A 20,985-nucleotide genomic window follows, 5' to 3' on the forward strand; every position below is an offset into this window, starting at 1 on the left:
ACCAAGTGACCAGCAGGAGAATCTGCATGCATTCGCCCAATGCACAACCCAAACCAAAGTCAAAAGGACATCCGACTGAATTAGGTCAGGCAATCCGGCGCAGACGTAAAGCAATGGGACTGACGCTGGAAAAAGTCGCGAAAGCAGCAGATCTTACAACTGGCTTCTTGTCTCAGGTTGAGCGGGGGCTGAGCTCTCCGTCGCTGACATCCCTAATGGCAATAGCGGCGGCATTGCAGACCAGCGTCGAACAACTGCTGAGCGTTCCGCAGGTTTTTTCCGAGTATGTCGCTCATGATAGCCGCCAAACTTACTCTCTGGGCGTTCGCGGGAGGTTTTACGAGAAGCTTGGGCCCGGGTTTTCAGGTGCTTTGTTTCACCCGCAGATTGTTCATCGCCCGCCCGGTCATGTGTCGGAAAAGATGTGCCATAAGGGTGAGGCGTTTTGCTATTTGATGTCGGGGCAGCTGGAGTATCACCTGGGAGACAAAGTTTTTGTGATGTCACCCGGTGATGTGATTCACCACGATACCTCGGCTCGCCATTATTCCGTCGTTCTGGGGGAATCCGAGGCTGTTGAGCTTTGGGTTACGACTTCTCCAATGAGTGAAACGGGACAGTAGAATCAACGAACTGTAAAAAATTTTCGCTCAACACTAAAAAAAACTTTAGTATTACTAAGAATCGATTATTGTCATCGCTCATAAGCAAATGAACTTTGCGGGAGGAGAAGAGGATGACGCTAAAAACGGTTCTGGGAATGACCGTTGCATTGACACTGGCGATGCCGGTGGCAGCACAGGAGAGGGGCGGAACGCTGAACTTCGCCCGTTACGATGGATCGCGCCTGATTGACCCGATCTATGCAGATCGCAACCCGGACATCTGGATGGTTGGAAGCCTATTCGATACGCTTCTGCGCGGAAGTGCCGATGGCAATTCAGTTGAACCCGGCCTAGCCGAAGAATTTACGGTTTCAGATGACGGTAAAACGGTTTCTCTGACCCTACGCGAGGGCGTTCTGTTCGCTGATGGGTCGCCAATGACCGGTGAGGACGTTGTTTTCTCATTGGATCGGGCGCGCAATCCCGACCTGAGCCCCTGGGCCGGGTTGTTAGGATCAATTGAAAGTGTGTCAGTAGATGGCAATGCGATAACCATCGCGCTGAATGCCCCGGATCCAACTATCTTGTCCATGTTGGCCACATTCAATACGGCTATCGTTTCGAAAGCGGCCTTTGACGCAGCTGCCGGGGACACCGATCAGGACAAGTCCGCTGCAATTTTTGCCGCCACCGCTGCCGGCGTCGGGTCCGGCCCGTTCTATTTGTGTGGGTTCGAACAAGGCGCCTCGATGGATTTCTGCGCCAATGAGCACTACTGGCGGATGGGCGCGGATGGCAAATCCCTGCCATATCTGGAAGGCGTGCATTTCGAGATCATTCCGGATGACGCGACCCGTATCCTGAGCCTGCAAGCAGGTGAAGTGGACGCGGCAGAGTTCATCCCCTTCAGTCGCGTGGCGGAGTTGGAGGCAGATTCGAACATCAACATGCAGCTCTACCCGTCGACCCGGATCATTTATTCGCCGATCAATACGCGCGAAACCCGCGCCGACGGCTCACCTAACCCGCTGGCGGATCCACGCGTCCGGCAGGCATTGAACTATGGCACCAACAAAGATGCCTTGATCGGTGTGGTTCTGCACGGGGCAGGCCAGCCGATGAGTTCTCCGCTGATGGCCAAGGCCACGCAATATGCGTCGGATCTGAGCCCGCTTTATTCGTATGATGTGGACAAAGCCAAATCACTTATGTCCGAGGCTGGAGTTGCGGACGGAACACAGGTCACGCTGACAACGCTGGCAGGTTCGGCAGATGATGCGACGATCTTTGCGGCGTTGCAGCAGATGTGGGCGCCGCTGGGTGTCGATTTGGTGGTCGAGCAGGTGGACGGTGCTACGCGTGGTGCAAAGAACCGCTCGGGTGAATTCGACATTCACACCTATGGCTGGGTTAACGACGTGAATGATCCAAGTCAGGTTGTCGGTTGGCTGGGCTATACCCCTACGGCCAAGGCTGTTGGAACCGGTTGGGAAAACGCCGAATTCAACGCCCTGTTCGAAGAAGCCGCGAATGAAATGGACCCCGAGGCTCGCAAGGCCAAGTTCGCACGGATGCAGGAGCTCTATGCAGAGGCTGCCCCGCTACTGTTCATGTATGAAACACCCTTTGCTGTGGCGCTGGGCACAGCGGTCGAGGGCTATGTTCAGACACCATTGGGCAATAACATCTTCGATGAAGCAACTGTCAGCCGCTAAGAGCTGATCCCTTGCCTCGCCGGCGCGATCCGGCGAGGTCTTTTGCAGAGCGTCAACATGTCCAGTCTGTTTTACATTTTCAAACGCCTTTTACTGATGATCCCGACCTTCTTTCTGGTCATGATCATCATCTTTCTTCTGGTTCGTCTGCTGCCGGGCGATCCGGCCATCGCGATGGCGGGCGACCGGGCTTCGGACGCTGACATTCAAGCGATCCGGGAACGTCTGGGCCTGACCGAGCCGGTTCTGGTGCAGTTCTGGCTGTTCCTAACCAATACCGTGCAGGGCGACCTGGGTCGATCGATCCTTATGCGAACGGACGTGATGGATGTGATTGCAGACCGTCTGCCCATCACAGTTTTTCTGACAGTCTATTCAGTAGTCCTGTCCTTGCTGATTGCGGGGCCGCTGGCCTTTGTTGCAGCGCTCAATCGCGGGCACTGGCCGGATACTGTGATCCGCACCGTTTTCCAGATCGGTTTGTCGATGCCAGTGTTTTATATCGGGCTGGTCTTGCTGACATTTCTGGCAGCGCAGCTGCGGTTGTTCCCGGTAGGCGGGTATGGCGACACTTTCGGAGAGCGGCTGTATCACCTGTTTCTGCCCTCGGTCACCGTCGCGCTTTATACCTCGGCCATCATCATGCGGAACCTGCGCAGTGCGATTATCGAGGTTCTGGACGCTGAATATGTTCAGTTCGCCCGTGCCAAGGGCCTGCCGCCCCGATTGGTTCTGGGACGGCACGTTTTGCGCAATGCTCTGATTTCTACGGTCACGCTACTGGGCCTGTCCATTGGCAATCTAATGAGCGGTACACTGGTTACAGAAACCGTGTTTGCAGTGCCGGGCATGGGACGGTTGATGCTGGAAGCGATCTTTGCCCGCGACTATCCGCTGATACAGGGGCTGACACTGACCTTCGCGGTTCTGGTCTCGCTGGTCTTCCTGATGACAGACCTGTTCCAAAGCCGACTTGACCCTAGGATGCGCCTGCAATGAGTGATCTTCCCTTCAACGCCGAGGCTCAGCGGCCATCTTTTTTGCAGATGGCTCTGCGCAAGCCGGGTTTCATAGCCGGGTTACTGATCATTGGGTTTTCCGTGCTATTGGCGATCTTCCCCGGTGCCTTCGCGCCATATGATCCAAATGCAATCGACTATCTGGCGGTGCGCCAGCCGCCATCCTGGGCGCATCCGTTTGGCACCGATCTTCTGGGACGGGACAGCCTGTCGCGCGTGATCTGGGCTTATCAGGTCAATATGCAGATGGCGATTTTTGGTACGATCTTCGCGCTTGTGACCGGCATCGTGGTCGGGGCTCTGGTCGGGTATTATCGCGGGATTGCCGACCTGATTTTCGGTCGCATCGTCGATGCGGTGATCACCTTTCCCTTTCTGGTTCTTGTCATTGCGGTCGTCGCGGTGCTGGGGCCTGGCCTGGTCAACATGTATATCGCAATCGGGGTGGTCTATTGGGTCTACTATGCCCGCCTGATGCGGGCTGAGGTGATTGCGCAGATGGGCAATGACTATGCCGCGGCAGGAGTCGTAATGGGCTATTCCGACCGGCGTATCATCTTCCGGCATCTGCTACCTAATGCGATAACGCCGGTCATCGTCTACTGGATGACAGATATGGCGCTGGTGATCCTGTTAGGTTCGTCGTTGGGCTATCTCGGTCTGGGCGCGCAGCCTCCACAAGCCGAATGGGGTGTGCTGATTGCCGAGGGGCGCAACTTTATCTCGACCGCATGGTGGCTGAGCCTGATGCCCGGTATCGCCATCGTTCTGACAGGGCTTGGCTTTTCGCTGCTTGGCGACGGGCTGGCTGATTTGCTGAGACCGAGAGGGTAAAAGGATGGCAAACAAAACTCCTATCCTCGAGGTCGATGGGCTGAACACCACGTTTCACCGTAATGGGCGCGCGCTGCCTGCCCTGCGAGATGTCAGTTTTAGCGTCGCGCGCGGCGAGGTTCTGGGACTGGTCGGCGAAAGCGGTTCCGGCAAAAGCGTGACATTGCGTTCGATCATCGGGCTGACGCGACGGTATGGCGATGTCACCGGTCAGGTAAACTGGCAGGGACAGGATCTGGTGCAACTTTCGGATCGGGCGTTACGGCAGGTTCAGGGCAGTGAAATCGCGATGATCTTTCAGGAACCCATGACGTCACTGAACCCGCTTCTGACAGTGGGTTTGCAGCTTGAAGAAACTCTGCGTGCCCATACCGATCTGTCCCGGGCCGCGCGACGGGATCGGGCTGTCGAGATGCTGGATCTGGTCGGAATACCCTCGGCCGCCGAACGGTTAAAGGATTACCCGCATCAATTCTCGGGCGGTATGCGCCAGCGTGTGATGATTGCAATTGCACTTGCGGCAAATCCGAAATTGCTGCTGGCGGATGAACCGACCACGGCGCTGGACGTGACCATACAAGCGCAGATTCTTGATCTGATCCTGCAATTGGCACAGGACCTGGATATGGGCGTGGTTCTGGTTACCCATGATCTGGGCGTGGTCGCGCAGACCTGTGATACCGTCGCCGTAATGTATGCGGGCCGGATCGTCGAGCAGGGATCGGTTCGGGATGTACTGCGCGAACCGCGCCACCCCTACACTGTGGGCCTGATGCAGTCAGTCCCGGAAAACCTGGCGCCCCGGACGCCGCTTTATTCCGTGCCCGGTGTTCCGCCAAGCCTGAATGCGTTGCCGCCGGGATGCTCATTTGCACCACGTTGTGCAGCCTGTGTCGAAGCCTGCCTGCAAGACCGGCCCGCTCTGACTTTGATTGCGAATGACAGACAGGTGGCCTGTTTCAACCCCGTGAAAAATGCCGAAGGAAATGCCGCATGACTGCCGTGATGCAAATCCGCGACCTTCACCTGCGGTTTCCGTTGGGGCGCGGGCTAGGTGACATCGTTTCGGGCCGACCGGGTCGCGAGGTCAAGGCGCTGAATGGCGTAGATTTGGATCTGATACAGGGCGAAACGCTAGGCGTCGTGGGTGAATCCGGATGCGGAAAGTCGACGCTTGCGCGCTGTATCGTGCGCCTCCACACGCCCAGTGACGGGAAGATCTGCTTCGAAGGTCAGGACATCTTTGACGACGCGGCCCGCGCTGATCGCAGTTATAACCGGCGTGTTCAGATGATGTTTCAGGACCCGTATTCATCGCTCAATCCCCGTATGACAACTGGCCAGATTCTGACCGAAGCTCTTAGCGTTCACAACATGCGTCCCGAAGCTGAGATCCCGGCACGGGTTGCCGAACTTCTCGAGCTTGTCCGCTTGCCTCAGGACGCGCAGGACAAGCTGCCCCATGAGTTTTCCGGCGGCCAGCGCCAGCGCATCGCGATTGCGCGTGCTCTGGCTGTCGAGCCGGTGGTGTTGATCGCCGATGAGTTGGTTTCGGCGCTGGATGTCTCAGTGCAAGCTCAGGTGGTGAACCTGCTGCTGGACCTGCAACGAGATCTGGGGCTGACCGTATTGTTCGTTGCCCATGACCTGCGTCTGGTTCGCCATGTTTCAAACCGCGTTGCCGTGATCTATCTGGGTCGGATCGTTGAAATAGGCGATAGCGAAACGCTATTCTCGGCTCCCGCGCATCCTTACAGTCAGGCGCTTTTGTCCGCCGCTCCTTCCCTGAATCCGGACGAGCGTGGTCAAGTCACCCGATTAGAGGGCGAACTGCCGTCGCCCCTGAACATGCCATCCGGCTGCCCGTTCCACGTTCGCTGCCCTTTTGCCAACGCAATTTGCAAGACAGAAATCCCAACCCTGACGCCGTTCGAAGGCCGGGGCGAAGTTGCCTGCCACCATGTTGATGAGATTAACGCCGATGCTTGATGTCCCGGGAACCGACCGTCGCTCTGCGATTTCCGCGCTACGTAAAGAACTGGAAAAGCAGGATTTGGATGCATTCATCCTGCCACGCTACGATGCGCATCAGGCCGAATATGTTGCCCCGCACGACGAACGCCTGAAATATGTAACGGGCTTTACTGGGTCTGCCGGTATGGCGATCGTTACCCGCGAGACCGTAGCGCTGTTTGTAGATGGACGTTACGTGGTCCAGGCCGCGAACCAATGCACGGAGCCGGTATTCTCGCATCATCATCTATTCGATGAGCCGCCAGAAACCTGGTTGGCATCGGTCGCTCAGATCGATTGGAAGATCGGGTTTGATGCAATGCACCTGCCACCGGTTTGGTATGACCGATTTGCCAACGCATTAACAAAGCGCGACGTTCAACTAATTGCCGTCAGCACCAACCCCGTTGACGCTGTCTGGCCCGATCAACCGTTACCGCCCCAGGGCCAGATTGAACCCTTCCCATTGCAGTTTGCTGGCAAAAGCAGCGCGGACAAGATCTCGGACCTTAGGGCTGAAATGCGCGCTCTGGGAGCTGATTTTGTAATTGAGACGCAACCCGACAACATCGCCTGGCTGCTCAATGTCCGTGGCTCGGATGTGGCTTTCAATCCTATCCCGCACTCTTTTCTTCTGGTCGAAAAAACGGGTTCTGTCTTTTGGTTTGTGTCGGACCAGAAAATTAATGCCGGCCTTAGAGATCATTTGCCACCGGAAGTACTGGTCCAACCCATCGACGCATTCTTACCATCGATTGGGGGTTATGTTCAGGCTGGGCAAGGTGTCATTTTCGATCCCGAATTCTCTCCGGCCGCAGTACGGCTTTCGTTGGAAGAAACGGGTGCGAAGAACCTGCCTGCCAGCAGCCTAATCACCTTGGCAAAAACGAAAAAAAACCATGTCGAGTTGGAGGGTATGCGCGCCTGCCATATTCAAGACGGCGTTGCCTGGACCGAATTCTGCGCCTGGCTTGCAGCCGAAGTGCCTGCACGGGCCGCTCGGAACGATTGGGTCAGCGAGCATGAGGCGGAAGAGAAAATTCTGTCGTTCCGTCGCACGCGACCTGGTTTCATCTATGAAAGCTTCCGCACGATTTCGGCTGCGGGTGAAAACGCGGCCATGTGCCATTATTCAACTCAGCAGGAGAGCAGCGCTCCGATCACTGCCAATGGCACCTACCTGCTAGATTCAGGCGGACAGTATGATACCGGCACGACGGATGCGACACGCAGCTTTGCCTTCGGATCGCGTTCGCCTGATGGGTATGATCGGGCTTACACTGCGGTCTTCAAAGCCTTTCATGCGATTGCGACGCTGCGTTTCCCGCCGGGTACGCAAGGCCACCACATCGACGCGATTTGTCGCCGCCCGTTGTGGGACCTCGGATTGGACTATGATCACGGTACTGGGCATGGCATCGGCCACCGGCTGTCTGTTCATGAGCACCCCCAACGTATCGGCAAGCCTCACAATCCGGTCGATTTGGTGCCGGGCATGGTCTTGTCTATCGAACCCGGCTTCTACCAGGCGGGGTCGTTCGGTATTCGTATTGAAAACCTGTTTGAGATTGTTTTGGCTGAGGATGGGTTCCTTGAGTTCAGAAACCTGACTTGGATCCCAATACAAACCGACAAGTTATTGTCAGACGAACTGACTTTGGCGGAACGCAAATGGTTGAACACGTACCACGATGAGTTGCTTGACCGGGTCGGCCCATACCTGTCCGATAGTGCTTTGTCCTGGTTGCGTAGTGCCTGCGCGGCCAGTGACTGGTAGGTTAGACTAGGGGTTTGATGACGAGCGTCGTCAGTTTCAGTTTCGGATGGACGGACACGCCTGTTTTGGCGGTTGGGCTCTTGATATTATTCAACCCGTTCTTCTGCGTAGTCAGTGGTAGGTAGCCACTGGCGCCGCTGTAGCCGATCTCGTTGGCCTAACTATGTTATAGATCCTATACAGACTCTAGTCGGGCTGAATAAAAGCCTGAATTGGAATCAAGGGAAAAATCAATAGCAATAAAGAAAGGTTCAGGAGGGCGTATCAGAGAGATATTTGGTGGAGCCTAGGGGAGTCGAACCCCTGACCTCTTGCATGCCATGCAAGCGCTCTCCCAACTGAGCTAAGGCCCCATCTAAGTACCGCCGTGGCGGTGGCCGGACGTTTATGAGACAGCGCTGTCGAGTGCAAGACAAAAAATAGAAATCGGAGAAAAAGATTCCCGAACTAAGACGGGCAGGGTGAGGCGGCAAGAGCCGCCTCAGACCAGATCAGGAATCGTCTTCCGAGGGCATGTCCGTGATTTCGTCCAGCGATACGTCGTCGTTGTCGTCATCATCTTCCAGCAGGTCATCGTCCAGTTCAACATCGACATTATCGTCGTCTTCCAGAACAATATCACTATCCGAGGACGCTTCGCGCGCCTTAACCGAAGCAGCATCTTCCGCATCTGCGGCAATCATGCGGCTTTTACCGGTTTCCAATTCCACGATCTCGCCGGTGTAGGGGCTGACGATCGGGTCTTTGTTCAGGTCATAAAAGCGTTTGCCAGTTGTCGGGCAAACACGCTTTACGCCCCATTCTTCCTTGGGCATATCAAATCCCCTTGATATCAGGTGAATCTCATCGATGATTCAGGTCACCTGCCACAAGCGGCAGGCTCTGTCAAAGCCTTTGCGCAAGGGAGAACAGCCCATGGGGCGACACGCATTGCCCGGACAGCCTCCGGTGCCGCTAACGTTGCGCAAATCTGCGCGGGCGCGGCGGATTTCTTTGCGAATTTCTCAGTTGGACGGGCGGGTTACGCTGACTTACCCTCAGGGCGTTGCCGAAACTGAAGCGCTGAGTTTCGCGCAGCAGAAAGAGGGTTGGATTCGCCAGCACCTGCAAGACCGCCCAGAGTTGGCGGCCGTACAGTTTGGCCAATCTATTCCCATAGAAGGCATCGAACGCCGAATCGTTCCCGCGCGGGGGCGCCGAGTTCAGTTGGGCGCAGACGAAATTGCCGTGCCTGAGGGTGCCGAGGCGCGAAGGCTGGCCCGTTTTCTAAAGGAACTGGCGCGGGATCGCCTGACCGGAGCGTGCGATGACTATGCCGCCATACTAGGACGCCCATATACCAGCCTGACGATGCGCGATACGCGGTCGCGTTGGGGGTCGTGCAGTTCGGCAGGCGGCCTGATGTTTTCCTGGCGATTGATCCTGACCCCGCCCGAAGTGCTGCATTATGTGGCGGCGCATGAAGTGGCGCATTTGGCCGAGATGAACCATTCACCCGCCTTTTGGGCCCAGGTCGAGCGGATATTTGGGCCTTATAAAGTGCCAAGGCGCTGGTTGCGGGATCATGGTGCCGAATTGCATCGGTTTCGCTTCGAAGCCAGGGTGAGTTGACCTCAGAATTTTTTGTGATCACATGGGAGTATGTTGACGACACGCCCTGCCGACTCGCAAACCGCAACTCATGATCGTGTGTACCGAGCTTTACGGTCCCGGATCATGCACGGTGAGATTGCTCCGGGGCAGGCGTTGACCCTGCGTGGAATTGGCAAGGAGTTTGGTGTCTCCATGACGCCCGCGCGCGAGACCGTGCGCCGCCTCGCTGCCGAAGGTGCGTTGTTTCTGTCCACGTCAGGCCGCGTCTCGACGCCTGAACTGACCAATGACCGCATAGAGGAACTGGCTGCTTTACGCGCCTTGCTTGAGGTCGAGTTGGCCAGCCGGGCGCTGCCTCGCGCGCATATGGCGCTGATCGACCGGTTGCAGAGCATCAACATGACTGTCGCCGAAATGGTCACCAAACGCGACGCCGTCGGGTATATTCGGACCAATCTGGAGTTTCATCGTACGCTTTACCTGCGGGCGCAGGCCCCCGCGATGCTGGCCATGGCCGAAACCGTCTGGTTGCAACTGGGACCAACAATGCGTGCGCTTTACGGCCGGTTGCGGCGGACGGAACCGCCCCATTATCACAAGCTGATCATTGCGGCGCTCAAGGCTGGGGATGAGCCGGGGCTGCGTCTGGCAGTTCGCTCGGATGTGACGCAGGGTCTGCGACTGTTGGTGAGCTGAGCGGCTTATTGCCGACCGCTTCGGAACTTGTGCGTGGCCCGCTGTCTTTCTGGTCTGGGTGACAAGGCTGCGCTATTCTGGGGCAAATCACATAACAAGAGCAGATTTCAGACATGATCAATCGACGGACCTTTTCTATCGGACTTGGGTCGACGTTGCTGGCCGCCTGTTCAGGCGGCGGCGCACCGACCAGAGCACCCGCTTCGCGTATGCAGGCAGTGCCAAATGCAGGATGGGATGCTTGGGTTGCTGGTTTCAAAGGGCGCGCCGCGTCACAGGGCATTTCCCAAGCAACTATCAACCGCGCTTTTCAGGGTGCGGGTTATCTTCCTGACGTAATCGAACGCGACCGTAATCAGGTCGAATTCAAACGTTCGCTTGAAGATTATCTGGCCATCGCGGCTTCGGACGAGCGGATCAGTACCGGCAAACAGATGCTGGTTCGGCACGCAGGAACCCTGTCGCAGATCGAAGCGCAATATGGGGTCGACAAAGAAGTCATCGTTGCCGTTTGGGGTTTGGAAAGCAGGTATGGTGCGCGGCGCGGCGACGTGCCGGTGGTATCGGCCCTGTCGACGCTGGCATATGACGGGCGGCGCGGGCAATTCTTCGAAAGCCAGTTGATCGCGGCGATGAAGATCCTGCAGAACGGCGACACCACTCCCGCCAACATGACCGGCAGTTGGGCCGGTGCCATGGGGCATACGCAGTTCATTCCAACATCCTATCTGGCTTACGCGGTGGATTTTACCGGGGACGGGCGGCGCGATATCTGGTCCGAGGACCCGACAGACTCATTGGCTTCAACGGCGGCCTATCTGTCGCGTTCGGGCTGGGTGCGTGGGCAACCTTGGGGAGGAGAAGCCGGGTCAGTGTCTGGCTCGCCCGTGGCGGTGCTGCAACCACAGACACCCGGGCCGCGGATCGCTGTATTCCGCAATTTTCAGGTGATCAAGCGTTACAACAACTCAGACAGCTACGCGATTGGCGTAGGCCACTTGTCTGACCGGATTGCGGGCGGTGCACCGTTTCAGGCCTCGTTCGGGCCGGATGCGACTGGTCTGACGCTGGAGGACCGGAAAGAATTACAGCGACGCCTGACTTCGGCTGGCTATGACACGCAGGGTGCGGACGGAGTTGTTGGCGGTAAGACGACAGCTGCTATCTCTGATTACCAGCGAGCCAACGGGCTGGCCCAGACCGGCGAGCCCTCGGTTGCTCTCTTGCGCCAATTGGGCGGCTGACGGGCTACGCAGCCAGTCCTTTTGATCCGATATCCAGGAACTTCTGACGGCGGTCTTTTATCAAGGCCGCCGAGTCTTTGCCTTCCAGCTCTTTGAGCATTGTGGCGATGGCCTCACGCACCGATTCCACCGTGGCCGAGCGGTCACGGTGTGCACCGCCTTTGGGCTCAGTGATGATGTGATCGCAGACACCCAACTTGTGCAGATCCTGCGCCGTCAGACGCAGTGCCTCGGCAGCTTCCCGCATCTTCTCGGCATCCTTCCACAGGATCGAGGCGCAGCCTTCGGGAGAAATCACCGAATAGACCGAGTGTTCCAGCATCGCGACACGATTCGCCGTTGCAAATGCCACGGCACCACCAGATCCGCCTTCACCGATGATAACCGAAACCAGAGGTACGCCGATCTTCAGGCACATCTCGGTGGACCGGGCGATAGCTTCGGACTGTCCGCGTTCTTCTGCGCCTTTACCGGGGTAAGCACCTGCTGTGTCGATTAAAGTGATGACCGGCAACCCAAATCGTCCTGCCATCTCCATCAGACGAACGGCCTTACGGTAGCCCTCGGGTCGGGCCATACCAAAGTTCCGCTCAATCCGCGATTTCGTGTCCGCACCCTTTTCGTGTCCAATCACCATCACCGGCTGATCGTCGAACCGTGCCAGACCACCAATCACCGCCAGATCGTCGGCGAAGTTGCGATCCCCTGCTAGAGGGGTGAACTCGGTGAACAGGGACCCGACATAGTCGTTGCAATGTGGTCTCTCGGGGTGGCGCGCTACCTGACATTTCCGCCAGGGGGTAAGGTCAGCGTATAACTCGTCCAGCAGCTTGGCGGCCTTGGTATCCAGTGCTGCGGCTTCTTCGGCCACGTCCATCTCTTCATTGGCGCGGGCCAGCGCGCGCAGTTCCTCGGCCTTGCCTTCGATTTCGGCCAGTGGTTTTTCGAAATCCAGATACTGAGTCATGACGCCTCTCAACGCGGAAGTTCTCCGCTATATGAACTTGCCGCCAAAAGATTGCAACACACGGCGGGGGTGAACCCCAATGCAAGACTCTCACCTGGATTTGTTACTTTACCGGAACATAGCTTGACGGCAGGCCATCAGAATCTGCGTTCGCCAAAAGTGAATTCAGCAAGATTTGTGGGCAGAAACTATGCAACCTCGTAGGAGCAAAGAGAGGGAAGGGGCCGATGGTAACAAGCTATGAAGACCGCGTTTTGCGTGTGTTGGCCTATATTTACGACAACCCGGACGGGGACTTGTCACTGGATGCCTTGTCTGACGTTGCCGCTATGTCGCGTTTTCACTGGCACCGCGTCTTTCGTGCAATAACAGGTGAAACCTGTGCGCAAGCCGTGCGTCGGATCAGAATGCACCGCGCGGCCTTTCAACTGGTGACGTCCAGTAAGTCAGTCGAAAAGATCGCGGCCGAAATTGGCTATCCCAACCTGAAGTCCTTTGCGCGGACCTTTTCCGAGGTTCACGGCAGAAGCCCCTTGGCTTTTCGTAAAGCAGGGCTGTTTCTGCCAGGCAAACCGCAATTCAGAACCGGAGAATATCCCATGCTTCCTATTACCACCCGCACAGAACCTGCCCGTCGCGTCGTTGCACTGCGGCACACGGGAAATTATTCCGAGATCGGTAAAAGCTTTGAAGCCTTCGGCGCAATGTGCGAGGCCCGTAAGCTTTGGTCTCAGCTTGGGCCTGTCATTGGATTGTACCTCGACAGTCCCGAGGATGTGCCTGAAGACCAACTGCGTAGTTACGCTGGCGCAGAGTTCCGCGGAGACTCGACACCCGAGGGTATGGAAGACCTGCAAATTTCCGGCGGCAAGACCGCCGTATTGACCTACAAAGGCCCATATTCAGGCATTCAAGCCGCCTATCAGTCCCTGTTTGGCAACGGCTGCCCGAGTCAGGCGAAGAACCGGCAGATCAGCCCTGTTACGAAGTCTACCTGAACGACCCGCGTGACACAGCGCCCGAGGAGCTGCTGACCGAGATTTGTCTTCCTTTGAAATAGTTCAATTTGGCCATAGGACGGGATAAAGCGAGGCGATCAGAAGCCCTGCCATCGTCCAGTTGAATACCAGCAATCGGCGCGGGTTGGTGAGTATCCGCGCCATCTGTTGTCCCAATATCGTCCAGGTGCTGACCGATGGCAGGTTGATCGCGCCAAATACCAGCGCAACTATAATGATCGCGTTCAGTGTCTGGTCGGGCGCATAGGCACTGATTGCAGTCAGCGCCATTGCCCAGGCTTTGGGATTGACCCACTGAAAGGCGGCTGCCTGCAGGAACGTCATCGGAGTTCCCGTTGCATCTGCCCCTTTCGCCGGCGCGGCATGAGCAATCTTCCAGGCAAGAAACAAGAGATAGGCTACGGACGTCACCTTAAGCGCCGCGTAGCTTGACGGATACCTGTCAAACACCTGAATCAGCCCTACACCGACAAGCAGGACCATGAAGGTAAAGCCCAGCCCGATCCCCAGCATATGGGGGATGGTTCGGCGAAATCCGAAATTGGCGCCCGATGCCATCAACATCAGGTTGTTCGGCCCTGGCGTTATCGATGAGACAAGGGCAAAGGCGATCAGGGCCAGAAGGATATCGTAAGTCATGAGGGGATAATTCCCGATCATCAAGGAAATGAAATTGTGAATGTTTGTAGAAACAGATAAAAAGCGCAATTAATGGCGAAGAATGATGAAAAAAGCCGTCAAATATTGCGTGAGCTGTCTCGTGATGGACGCATCAGTAATCTGGATCTAGCGGATCGGGTCGGCCTGTCACCATCGGCCTGCTTGCGTCGCGTGCAGGACTTGGAACGTTCAGGGGTGATTTCGGGCTATCGCGCTGTTTTGAACCCAGCCGCAATGGGCGTCGGATTCGTGGCTTACATCGGCGTAAGCCTGGGAGAACATACCAAATCCGCGCAAGAGGGGTTCGAGAGGGCATTGCAGCATGCCCCGGAAGTGGTCGAGTGTCACAACATTACCGGGCGGTTCGAATACCTCCTACGGGTGGAATGCGCCGATCTGCCGTCCTACAAAACCTTTCATACAGAAGTGCTGGGTACCTTGCCGCACGTCATCTCGATAACGTCCTATGTTGTGATTGGATCACCTAAGGATATGCGGGCCTGACGCCCAAAATGTGAACTTTAACCACCTTGCAGGGCCGAATTCCGTTGCCTAGTGTAGCCCCATAATAGCGTCATCTGGAAATGGCGCTCGCCCAGGGAGACGACCATGAGATTCCTTCTAGCGATAGCGTTGGCTGCGACCTTGTTGGCTGAGGCAGGAACGGCGGATGCCGAGCCGCTGAAGCTGACGCCGTCTAGCCCGCAGCCTTCTAACCCCAAAGCGGGCCTGAATGTTAAGTATGTATGGGGCGGCCCTCCACCGGCTGGAATTCAAAGCGTGACGGCTGCGAAATCGCTCCTCAAGGATGGCGCTGAACCGGGAAAGCCACTTAGAGGGTTGGACTATCGTGATACCAACAAAGGCGATCCGGTTATGACTCATCCGGAACATTACAATGTGGCTGCGGATATCACTGGCTATATCAGGTTTGACTCTCCAGGTATTTATGAACTTGAGACTTGGTCAAACGACGGTATTGAAGCGCATATTGGGGGCCAACTCGTCGGTGGTTATCGGTTCCGCCAGGCTTGCACGGCCAATCAGCGTGTCGAAGTTGAGGTGCCCCAGGCCGGCTGGTATGATCTGAGTATCATTTATTTCCAAAAGTACAGTACCGCCTGCCTGATGATGAAGTGGGGTAAGCCAGGTGAGAAGCTGAAATGGGTCCCAAACAACGTGTTTGGACGTTGACTGACTATCAAGATGGAAAAAGGCGCTCATCTGAGCGCCTTTTTTTTGTTCTAGCTGCCAGACGCGATCAGTTCGGCTTGGGCAACGATCACTTCTGCCTGCTTGATCGATGCGATATCGACCAGTCGACCTTTGTAAACAGTCGCCCCCTCGCCATTGGCCTTGGCCTGTTCCATGGCGGCCAGAATCTCGCGTGCTTCGGAGACTGCTTCGTCTGACGGGGTGAAGACCTGATTGGCCAGCGCAATCTGTTTCGGATGAATGGCCCATTTCCCAACCATGCCCAGTGTGGCCGAGCGCTTGGCCTGAGCGATATACCCCTCATCATCCGAGAAATCACCAAAGGGACCATCCACCGGCAACACGCCATGTGTGCGACAGGCGGCGACAATGGCAGCCTGGGCCCAGTGCCATGGGTCGGACCAGTGCTTTTCGCCCTCGCGCAGCATGTAGTAGTTTTCCTGCGTTCCGCCGATTCCTGTTGTCTGCATCCCCATTGATGCGGCGAAATCTGCAGCACCCAGGCTCATCGCTTGCATGCGCGGAGAAGAGGCCGCTATTTCCTCGACATGGGCAATACCCGCGGCAGATTCGATGATGACCTCGAATGAAATCGGCTTTGTGCGGCCCTTGGCGCGCTCAATAGCGGTTACCAGAGCATCGACAGCATAGACATCCTCGGCACAGCCCACTTTGGGGATCATAATCTGGTCCAGCCGGTCGCCCGCCTGTTCCAGCAGATCCACCACATCACGATACCAGTAGGGTGTATCCAGCCCGTTGATGCGCACGGACATGTATTTGCTGCCCCAGTCGATGGTGTTCAGCGCTTCGATCACATTGGCGCGGGCCGTGTCCTTATCAGACGGCGCAACTGAATCTTCGAGATCGAGGTTGATCACATCCGCCGCCGAGGCCGCCATTTTGGGGAATAGCTTGGTATTCGAACCCGGGCCAAAGAGTTGGCAGCGATTGGGCCGAGCTGGTGCGGCGGGTTGGATGCGAAAGCTCATTTAGACCTCGTGAAAGAAAGGAAATTACATTTTTTGTCGCTTATTGGGTATTAAATTGCGCGTCCGCGCGCAAGCTTCTTTGTGCACCTGCGGCAATGCTTGCGCAGCATCTGTCGAAAAGCTGCGATGCACAGCTGTTCGTCCCCTATTTGTCAGGTAGTTGTCGGACATTATTCGACGAAACTGCAAAATCATGCAAAATAATTTCAACGATAGGCGACAAGTACGGCAAAAACGAGAAACCCTCGTGATGCAAAGTCTCTAGCTTTGGGCGGAATCACAGGAGTGAAGCGCGATGATCGAAACACCTTATCTGCTATTTCTGGGCGATGCGCCCGACCAGCTGGCCGCCAAGGTTGCGGTCGGGATCAAGGACTGGCGCCCGGAGAATGCCGTCGGCCAGTATCGCATGGATGGCTGCAAGGCGGATTTGGGCCTGAAAGACATGGATCTGGTCGAAGCCCGTGAGGCTGGGGCTAAAACCCTTGTTATCGGCGTTGCCAATCGCGGTGGCGTTATCAGCCAGGAATGGAAAAAAGTTCTGGTGACTGCGTTGGAAGAAGGCTTCGATTTGGCCTCGGGTCTGCACAATCTGTTGCAGGACGAGGCTGACCTGGTCGCAGTGGCCGAAGCGACCGGACGCAAGCTGCATGACGTGCGTATCCCCGAGGTCGACTATCCGATCGCGAACGGTATCAAGCGAACCGGCAAACGGTGCCTTGCTGTCGGTACTGACTGCTCGGTCGGCAAGATGTACACCGCGCTGGCGATGGATGCCGAGATGCGCGATCGGGGTATGAAGGCGACTTTTCGCGCCACGGGTCAGACCGGCATCCTGATTACAGGCGACGGCGTACCACTGGACGCTGTGATTGCGGACTTCATGGCAGGCGCTGTCGAGTGGCTGACACCTGACAATGATGAAGACCACTGGGACTTGATCGAAGGGCAGGGGTCTCTGTTCCACGTGTCCTATTCCGGCGTGACCATGGCCCTGATCCACGGTGGCCAGCCTGATGCGTTGATCCTGTGCCACGAACCGACCCGAGCGCATATGCGCGGCCTGCCGACTTACCAGCTGCCGTCGCTGGAAGCATTGCGGGACACTGCTCTTCAAATGGCACGGGTTGCAAACCCTGATTGCCAATTGGTCGGAATTTCCGTCAACACTCAACACATGGATGAGGCAGATGCCAGCGCCTATCTGTCTGCTCTGGAAGCTGAGATGGGTTTGCCCGCGACCGACCCGTTCCGGTTTGGATCGGGCAAACTGGTCGACGCGCTTGCTGCGTTTTGATTTAAAAGGCGGGTCGGTGGCAGAGTATACCGCCACCGGCGAGAATATTTGCGGAATAGTGAAGGAGTGGGCGCGTGCGGATTGAAGTCTCTCGTGATGTGTTTCGATTGGCGCAGGTGTTCACGATCTCGCGCGGCTCGCGCACCGAAGCGAAAGTGCTGACGGTTCGGGTATCGGATGGCACGCATCAGGGGTGGGGTGAATGCGTGCCCTATGCGCGATACGATGAAACGCTGGATTCGGTTGAAGCCGAGATGGTCGGGCTACCCGCAGATTTCTCCCGTGATCAACTGACAGAACTATTGCATGCGGGGGCCGCCCGCAATGCAGTGGATTGTGCCCTGTGGGACCTTGAAGCCAAACGCGCAGGCAAACGGGTTTGGGAACTCGCCGGGCTGCCCGCCCCGGGACCTGAAATAACGGCCTATACCTTGTCGTTGGATACGCCCAAAGCCATGCAGGCGCAGGCGGCAGAACATGCACACCGGCCGTTGCTGAAAATCAAGCTCGGCACACCGGATGACATGCCGCGACTTGAAGCTGTCCGTAATGGTGCACCGAAGGCAAAGATCATCGTAGACGCCAACGAAGGCTGGTCCGCTGAGGTTTATGCCGATCTCGCCCCGCATCTGGCGCGTCTTGGCGTGGCATTGGTGGAACAACCCTTGCCCGCCGGGGATGATGACGCATTGATCGGGATGGATCGCCCGGTCCCGGTTTGTGCGGATGAATCCTGCCATGACCGTGCGAGCTTGCCTGCTTTGAAAGGCAAGTATGACGTGGTCAACATCAAGCTGGATAAAACAGGGGGCCTGACCGAAGCCTTGAAGCTGCGCAAAGCGGCTCTGGCCGAAGGATACGACATCATGGTCGGATGCATGGTTGGAAGCTCTCTCGCTATGGCACCGGCAACACTATTGGCACAGGGTGCGATGGTAACTGACCTTGACGGCCCGCTGCTTCTGGCAGAAGACCGCGACGCACCGCTTGTTTTTGACAGCGCCGGAGTACACCCGCCGAAAGCGGCGCTCTGGGGGTGACGAACACCTGGAAGACGATCCGGGGGATCGTTTTCACTGAGGATCGGGCGAAGCCCGGAGACGAAAAGGAAGTATCATGACTCGTACCGTTTACGTGAATGGCGAATACCTGCCCGAGACCGAAGCCACGGTTTCGATTTTTGACCGCGGATTTCTGATGGCGGACGCTGTTTACGAGGTCACCAGCGTTTTGGGCGGCAAGCTGATCGACTTCGACGGTCATGCGGTGCGCCTGAAACGGTCGCTGGACGAGCTGGACATGGCAGCGCCTTGCAGCAAGGACGACCTTTTGCAGATCCATCGAAAGCTGGTCGATTTGAACGGGATCGACGAAGGTCTGATTTATCTGCAGGTCACGCGCGGCAGCGATGGTGACCGGGATTTTGTCTTCCCGTCGGACGACACAAAGCCGACACTTGTTCTGTTTACTCAAAACAAGCCGGGTCTTGCGGATAGCCCTGCGGCAAAGAAGGGCATCAGCGTCATTTCGATTGAGGACGTGCGCTGGGGCCGTCGGGACATCAAGACAACGCAGCTTTTGTATCCGTCGCTGGGCAAGATGATGGCCAAGAAGGCCGGGGCCGACGATGCCTGGATGATCGAGGACGGTTACGTCACCGAGGGCACGTCCAACAACGCTTATTTCGTCAAGAACGGCAAGATCGTGACCCGCCCGCTGTCGAATGAGATCCTGCACGGCATCACCCGCAAGGCCGTTCTGCGCATGGCAGCCGAGGCCCAGATGATCGTCGAAGAACGGCTATTCACCATCGACGAAGCGAAAGAGGCAGATGAGGCATTTGTCACTTCAGCCTCGACCTTTGTGATGCCGGTGGTGGCAATTGATGACGCGCAACTTGGTGGAGGCACTCCGGGGCCAATCGCAAAACGGTTGCGCGAGATCTATCTGGAAGAAAGCCTCAAGGCTGCGATCTAGAGTCAGGATTCGTTTTTGAGCCTAGGCAGTAGGTGGCGGAAGCGGCGTTTTTCGTAGCTGCGGCCGCCTTTCTCACCATCGGTGGCTGGCATCTCCATGCGAGCTTGCGAAAGGCCGTCACTGTGATGCCTCCCGGTTCTTTGCCCCGATCCTTGTGTGCTGCGCTTCATGGCCATGAGCTAACTAAAGTTTCAGCCATGAAATCCGCAAAAACATCCGAACCGCCCTGACCCCAGTGGCCGTCATTGGGAAGCCAGAGCTGCTTGAGCTGTTTTCGGGGAATGTCGGTAAAAGGCTCGCCCCCGTCGACGAACTCTGCTCCGATGTATTCGGCAAATTCGCGTGCGTTCTCCCTCCGGCACAGGTCAACATTGATCGCCCCATCGATCAGCCCGTCACGGCTCCAGATATAGACAACAAGGATCGGAAGGTCGCGGTCTTGTGCATAGGTCTTGATAGTGTTGAATAGTGCGATCCTGTCCGGGTCGCTTTCTCCCACGCAACCGGTGTGTTCTGTCCAGTTCTCGCCATCCCGCGCCCTACGGAACTGATGGACTACCGGCTTGAGAAGTGACTTGAGCCGCTCGAACACGATAAAGCGCCAAGCTGGTTGAGACAGCTGTTTGCCACGAAGCACCGCGTCAAACTCCTCAGAAGACACGATCCATGATGTATTTGGACCTGCGCCATCCAGTGTCAGTTTTGCTTCCTCGAGGCTTTTAGGGCGGTCGTCCAGTTTCCATCCAGAGACATGCATGGCAGCGCGGCGTTTCTGACCTCGGAAGTCGGCATACCGAAATGGGCGGCCTAGATCCCAGGTCCAGACTGCGAAGATCAGACCATCGATCTCATATGGATCTTGTTGCAATATTCCGTCGATAATGCTTGCCCAGTTCCCAAGGCCCCAACCGTCACCTGAATGGTTCAATAGGGCGACATCTTCTCCCCGCGCCCTCAGCAGGTCCTCGGTCCTGTCAGGCCAATTATGCGAAAGAAAGTTACCCGCCGTGAATGAATCGCCCAAAACTGCATAGACGCGCTGGTCCGGCGATACTCGTTCAGCAGAGAAATCGTCACGGTCAGGGAAACCCTGAGCGTTCCCCTCAAGCGTGCCTACATAATTCGAAACGCCGAAATTGATCCGGGTGAACCGCGACGGTGTCTCCGTCAGTTTGTATCCCATGACCGGATCAAATTGGACAGTTTTGCCTGCGTCTTCCGCCACCCATGCCGTTTGCCCGGTTGTGAGATATACATATGTTGAGACGGCAATTTCACAGATGCCATAGAGCCCCGCCACAACAAGAAAATTGATCAAAAAAATCCTTAATACCGTCATATAACTCGTCTCCACGTCACAAT

At 56.5% G+C, this 20,985-nt stretch carries 20 protein-coding genes, 1 tRNA gene and 1 pseudogene; 16 read left to right on the plus strand and 6 right to left on the minus strand.

The genetic code is table 11. The features are described 5' to 3' along the window. The first annotated feature begins 26 nt into the window (after positions 1–26). The 7 genes from AC2TCY_RS19490 to AC2TCY_RS19520 all read left to right on the plus strand — a co-directional run bounded on the left by AC2TCY_RS19490 (position 27) and on the right by AC2TCY_RS19520 (position 7,963). Complete coding sequence (locus tag AC2TCY_RS19490; protein WP_480849962.1) at positions 27–623, plus strand: helix-turn-helix domain-containing protein; 597 nt, start codon at positions 27–29, stop codon at positions 621–623. A 113-nt stretch (positions 624–736) separates the two neighbouring features. After that, positions 737–2,320, plus strand: a complete 1,584-nt coding sequence (locus AC2TCY_RS19495; RefSeq protein WP_480849964.1) for an ABC transporter substrate-binding protein — start codon at positions 737–739, stop codon at positions 2,318–2,320. 57 nt (positions 2,321–2,377) lie between these two features. Further along, positions 2,378–3,319 carry an ABC transporter permease gene (locus tag AC2TCY_RS19500; RefSeq protein WP_480849966.1) on the plus strand — a complete coding sequence of 314 codons (942 nt, stop codon included), beginning with the start codon at positions 2,378–2,380 and terminating at the stop codon, positions 3,317–3,319. After that, positions 3,316–4,173, plus strand: a complete 858-nt coding sequence (locus AC2TCY_RS19505; protein ID WP_480849968.1) for an ABC transporter permease — start codon at positions 3,316–3,318, stop codon at positions 4,171–4,173. Before AC2TCY_RS19500 ends, AC2TCY_RS19505 begins: the two co-directional genes overlap by 4 nt. 4 nt (positions 4,174–4,177) lie before the next feature. Then, complete coding sequence (locus AC2TCY_RS19510) at positions 4,178–5,170, plus strand: ABC transporter ATP-binding protein (RefSeq protein ID WP_480849970.1); 993 nt, start codon at positions 4,178–4,180, stop codon at positions 5,168–5,170. Next, positions 5,167–6,162, plus strand: coding sequence for an ABC transporter ATP-binding protein (locus tag AC2TCY_RS19515; protein ID WP_480849972.1), 996 nt, complete (start codon positions 5,167–5,169; stop codon positions 6,160–6,162). Before AC2TCY_RS19510 ends, AC2TCY_RS19515 begins: the two co-directional genes overlap by 4 nt. After that, entirely contained in the window at positions 6,155–7,963 is a 1,809-nt protein-coding gene (locus tag AC2TCY_RS19520) for an aminopeptidase P family protein (RefSeq protein ID WP_480849974.1), read from the plus strand. Before AC2TCY_RS19515 ends, AC2TCY_RS19520 begins: the two co-directional genes overlap by 8 nt. Before the next feature lie 277 nt (positions 7,964–8,240). Here the strand turns inward: AC2TCY_RS19520 and AC2TCY_RS19525 are convergent. Together AC2TCY_RS19525 and AC2TCY_RS19530 are read right to left on the minus strand one after the other, a co-directional pair. Continuing rightward, a tRNA-Ala gene (locus tag AC2TCY_RS19525) sits at positions 8,241–8,316 on the minus strand. Between the two features lie 138 nt (positions 8,317–8,454). Then, on the minus strand, positions 8,455–8,778 hold the full coding sequence (locus AC2TCY_RS19530) for a TIGR02300 family protein (protein WP_480849976.1): 324 nt from the start codon (positions 8,776–8,778) through the stop codon (positions 8,455–8,457). 34 nt (positions 8,779–8,812) lie between these two features. Here AC2TCY_RS19530 and AC2TCY_RS19535 point away from each other — a divergent pair, with 34 nt between their 5' ends. The 3 genes from AC2TCY_RS19535 to AC2TCY_RS19545 all read left to right on the plus strand — a co-directional run bounded on the left by AC2TCY_RS19535 (position 8,813) and on the right by AC2TCY_RS19545 (position 11,496). Beyond that, complete coding sequence (locus tag AC2TCY_RS19535; protein WP_480849978.1) at positions 8,813–9,574, plus strand: M48 family metallopeptidase; 762 nt, start codon at positions 8,813–8,815, stop codon at positions 9,572–9,574. A 30-nt stretch (positions 9,575–9,604) separates the two neighbouring features. Next, positions 9,605–10,252: a GntR family transcriptional regulator gene (locus AC2TCY_RS19540; protein ID WP_480849980.1), complete on the plus strand. Its 648-nt coding sequence runs from the start codon at positions 9,605–9,607 to the stop codon at positions 10,250–10,252. Between the two features lie 113 nt (positions 10,253–10,365). Next, positions 10,366–11,496 (plus strand): lytic murein transglycosylase, encoded by a 1,131-nt coding sequence (locus tag AC2TCY_RS19545; protein ID WP_480849982.1) that lies wholly within the window; start codon positions 10,366–10,368, stop codon positions 11,494–11,496. Between the two features lie 4 nt (positions 11,497–11,500). Here AC2TCY_RS19545 and AC2TCY_RS19550 read toward each other — a convergent pair whose 3' ends face one another. Beyond that, complete coding sequence (locus AC2TCY_RS19550; RefSeq protein ID WP_480849984.1) at positions 11,501–12,463, minus strand: acetyl-CoA carboxylase carboxyltransferase subunit alpha; 963 nt, start codon at positions 12,461–12,463, stop codon at positions 11,501–11,503. 227 nt (positions 12,464–12,690) lie between these two features. Between AC2TCY_RS19550 and AC2TCY_RS19555 the strand changes: the two are divergent. After that, a pseudogene (locus AC2TCY_RS19555) lies at positions 12,691–13,523 on the plus strand (AraC family transcriptional regulator). Between the two features lies 1 nt (position 13,524). On the opposite strand, the gene AC2TCY_RS19560 reads toward AC2TCY_RS19555, so the two are convergent. Further along, the gene (locus AC2TCY_RS19560) at positions 13,525–14,121 is read right to left on the minus strand and encodes a LysE family translocator (RefSeq protein ID WP_480849985.1); all 597 of its coding nucleotides are present in this window, start codon (positions 14,119–14,121) and stop codon (positions 13,525–13,527) included. Between the two features lie 72 nt (positions 14,122–14,193). Here AC2TCY_RS19560 and AC2TCY_RS19565 point away from each other — a divergent pair, with 72 nt between their 5' ends. Together AC2TCY_RS19565 and AC2TCY_RS19570 are read left to right on the plus strand one after the other, a co-directional pair. Beyond that, the gene (locus AC2TCY_RS19565; RefSeq protein ID WP_480849987.1) at positions 14,194–14,646 is read left to right on the plus strand and encodes an Lrp/AsnC family transcriptional regulator; all 453 of its coding nucleotides are present in this window, start codon (positions 14,194–14,196) and stop codon (positions 14,644–14,646) included. A gap of 105 nt (positions 14,647–14,751) precedes the next feature. Continuing rightward, positions 14,752–15,336: a PA14 domain-containing protein gene (locus AC2TCY_RS19570; protein ID WP_480849990.1), complete on the plus strand. Its 585-nt coding sequence runs from the start codon at positions 14,752–14,754 to the stop codon at positions 15,334–15,336. Between the two features lie 50 nt (positions 15,337–15,386). Here the strand turns inward: AC2TCY_RS19570 and AC2TCY_RS19575 are convergent, their stop codons facing one another. Then, the gene (locus AC2TCY_RS19575) at positions 15,387–16,349 is read right to left on the minus strand and encodes an L-malyl-CoA/beta-methylmalyl-CoA lyase (protein ID WP_480849992.1); all 963 of its coding nucleotides are present in this window, start codon (positions 16,347–16,349) and stop codon (positions 15,387–15,389) included. Between the two features lie 295 nt (positions 16,350–16,644). Here AC2TCY_RS19575 and dgcN point away from each other — a divergent pair, with 295 nt between their 5' ends. The 3 genes from dgcN (at position 16,645) to AC2TCY_RS19590 (ending at position 19,623) form a co-directional block, all read left to right on the plus strand. Continuing rightward, the gene (dgcN, locus tag AC2TCY_RS19580; RefSeq protein ID WP_480849994.1) at positions 16,645–17,646 is read left to right on the plus strand and encodes an N-acetyltransferase DgcN; all 1,002 of its coding nucleotides are present in this window, start codon (positions 16,645–16,647) and stop codon (positions 17,644–17,646) included. A 74-nt stretch (positions 17,647–17,720) separates the two neighbouring features. Beyond that, positions 17,721–18,686, plus strand: coding sequence for an N-acetyl-D-Glu racemase DgcA (dgcA, locus tag AC2TCY_RS19585; protein ID WP_480849995.1), 966 nt, complete (start codon positions 17,721–17,723; stop codon positions 18,684–18,686). Positions 18,687–18,762: 76 nt separating this feature from the next. Beyond that, positions 18,763–19,623 carry a D-amino-acid transaminase gene (locus tag AC2TCY_RS19590; protein WP_480849997.1) on the plus strand — a complete coding sequence of 287 codons (861 nt, stop codon included), beginning with the start codon at positions 18,763–18,765 and terminating at the stop codon, positions 19,621–19,623. A gap of 166 nt (positions 19,624–19,789) precedes the next feature. On the opposite strand, the gene AC2TCY_RS19595 is transcribed toward AC2TCY_RS19590, so the two are convergent. Then, positions 19,790–20,962 carry an SGNH/GDSL hydrolase family protein gene (locus tag AC2TCY_RS19595; RefSeq protein ID WP_480849999.1) on the minus strand — a complete coding sequence of 391 codons (1,173 nt, stop codon included), beginning with the start codon at positions 20,960–20,962 and terminating at the stop codon, positions 19,790–19,792. Positions 20,963–20,985: the final 23 nt, after the last annotated feature.

Source organism: Ruegeria sp. HKCCD7181 (genome assembly GCF_057221055.1).